This window comes from Intestinibacter sp., assembly GCF_051866655.1.
In the GTDB taxonomy this organism is placed as follows: Bacteria; Bacillota; Clostridia; order Peptostreptococcales; family Peptostreptococcaceae; genus Intestinibacter.
Genome location: NZ_JBJDXL010000526.1, coordinates 1 through 2227, shown reverse-complemented (window position 1 = coordinate 2227; position 2227 = coordinate 1). Strand labels below are relative to the sequence as shown.

Here is a 2227-nt window from a genome sequence, read left to right as displayed (position 1 = left end):
TTATAGATATAGTCATTTAATTTCCTCTTCAGTGTGGAAAAAAAGTAATCGCTTTCTCAGTTAAGCAAAATTATATCAATATACTGTTTGTTATACAACAAAAAGAGTTATGCTATATGGTTCTAGTATTGTAGAACTTATTAAGAAATTAAAAAACCTATATGAATTATCGCTAATCCATATAGGTTTTCTAATATCATAAATTATGTTCTATTTTATATTTCAATCACTAATTATTTTAATAATTTAGCGTATTCCTTACCAGCTTCTACGCAAGCTTGTAGAGTTTCTTCATCTGGGAAGAATTTTTTCTTAACTGTTTCTACTGGCATCTTGAATCCCATAGCCTTTAAAGCAGCTTCAGCTATTGATACACCTTCACCACTCCATCCGAAAGAACCAAATACACCTGCTATAGTTCCTTTGTTTGCCATTGGGTCTATGCTAGCGAATAAGTCCCACATAGGTTTAACCATTGATCTGTTGATTGTTGGAGAACCTAATACAACAACCTTAGATGCTAGGAATATGTCGTGCATTTCTTGTGGACTTAATTGTTCTAAGTCGTATAAATCTGGTTCAACGCCTTCTGCTTTTGCACCTTCTACTATTTTTTCAGCCATTTGTTTAGTGTTTCCATAAGCTGATAGGTAGAATATGCTCATCTTGTTGTTGTTAGTAGCTGCTACAGCTTCCTTTGACCATTCTACATATCTTTGAACTTGAGCCATTGGTTCTTTTGATAAAATTGGACCATGTGAAGTTAATATTGTATCGAAGTCAAGACCTAATTTAACAACCTTGTCTACTCCCTTTAATACGTCTGCAGCAAATGGTTTAACTATGCAATCGTAGTAAACTTTTGCAGCTTTTAGGTAGTCTTCGTTGTTTACAGCAGCGTCTGCTTCATAAGATCCGTAGTGGCATCCGAAAGCATCGCAAGTTAATAATAATTTGTCTTCTTCTATATAAGTAAACATTGTGTCTGACCAGTGAAGCATTGGAGCAGTCACGAATTTTATATTTCTCTTACCTATGTTTAAAACATCGCCATCTTTTATAGTTTGAACGTTAAATGGTCTGTTTAATTGGTTAGTTAAGAAGTTTTTAGCTGGAGTAGTACAGTAAACTACTGCATTTGGGTTCTTATCTAAAACATAAGCTAAACTACTTGCGTGGTCTGGTTCAGTATGGTGAACTACTATGTAGTCTATATCTTCAATTGGAGTTACCTTTTCTATATTTTCAAAGAATTCATCCTTGAAGTTGTATTTTACAGTGTCAAATAAAACTGTTTTTTCGTCTTTTATTAGGTATGAATTGTAAGTTGTTCCGTATTCAGTTTCCATTATTATATCGAATACTTCTAATGCTTTGTCTTCAACACCTACATAATAGACATCTTTTTTTATTTCAAAAACATTACTCATAAATTTTTTCCTCCTCACTTGGATTAATTTCTCTATATTCTATTATAAACAAAATCGCTGTGAAAATAAATTATAACTTATATTTTATACTTAATCTACTTTTTTAAACGTTTTCAATATTGCATTAAAAAAGGTGTTCAGTTAGTTAGACTTGAAACACCTTTTTTAAATTTACGAATGTGATATTATTTTAATAATTCATCTAATATTTCTTGTATTTCTTCTTCACATCCACCACATCCAGTTGATGCTTCAGTCATTTCTTTTATGTCGTCTACAGTTTTAGCACCATCTTCTACTGCTTTCTTTATAGTTGAGTAGCTAACTTCCATACAATTACATATTTGTCTATCTTCCATTTTTTTACCTCCATGTTATTTATTAACATTTTTTTGTTTGTTTTATATATACCCGCTTTGGATATTCTAAAACACCTTTTCTAATTTTTATTATAGTTTTTTTTACAAATTTTCACAATAAATTGAAGGAAAATTTAATATTATCTCGTTTTTTCACCTATTACAAGCAGCCAACGTTGCCAGAAATAAATTTCTCCATCCTTTAATGAAGGCTTAAATCCTGTTTTAGAGTTTCCATTTATTTCATCCATCATCATATCGGTGATTTCTTTTCTCGTATCCTCTGGTGTTTTTGTAAGCTCAAACCACGCATTTAAAGATACTAATATAGGTGTAGATTCTGCCATAGTTACGTTAAATCCATAGCCTTTGTATAATGCTAAAAACTCGTCCTTGCTGATGTTTTTAACATGAGACATGTCCCTCATTGTCTCTATT

The 2227-nt window shown here is 31.4% G+C and carries 3 protein-coding genes; all 3 read right to left on the bottom strand.

From position 1 onward, the window contains the following. Window positions 1-233 precede the first annotated feature (233 nt). On the bottom strand, window positions 234-1430 hold the full coding sequence (locus ACI3VO_RS15830; protein ID WP_439758841.1) for an FprA family A-type flavoprotein: 1197 nt from the start codon (window positions 1428-1430) through the stop codon (window positions 234-236). Window positions 1431-1615: 185 nt separating this feature from the next. Next, complete coding sequence (locus ACI3VO_RS15825; protein WP_439758840.1) at window positions 1616-1789, bottom strand: (2Fe-2S)-binding protein; 174 nt, start codon at window positions 1787-1789, stop codon at window positions 1616-1618. A gap of 140 nt (window positions 1790-1929) precedes the next feature. After that, a partial coding sequence (locus ACI3VO_RS15820) for a hypothetical protein (RefSeq protein WP_439758839.1) occupies window positions 1930-2227 on the bottom strand: 298 nt, incomplete at its 5' end.

Coding starts and splice junctions, on each gene's coding strand:
- ACI3VO_RS15825 (WP_439758840.1), bottom strand. CDS start 1,789: ATGGAAGATAGACAAATATGTAATTGTATGGAAGTTAGCTACTCAACT.
- ACI3VO_RS15830 (WP_439758841.1), bottom strand. CDS start 1,430: ATGAGTAATGTTTTTGAAATAAAAAAAGATGTCTATTATGTAGGTGTT.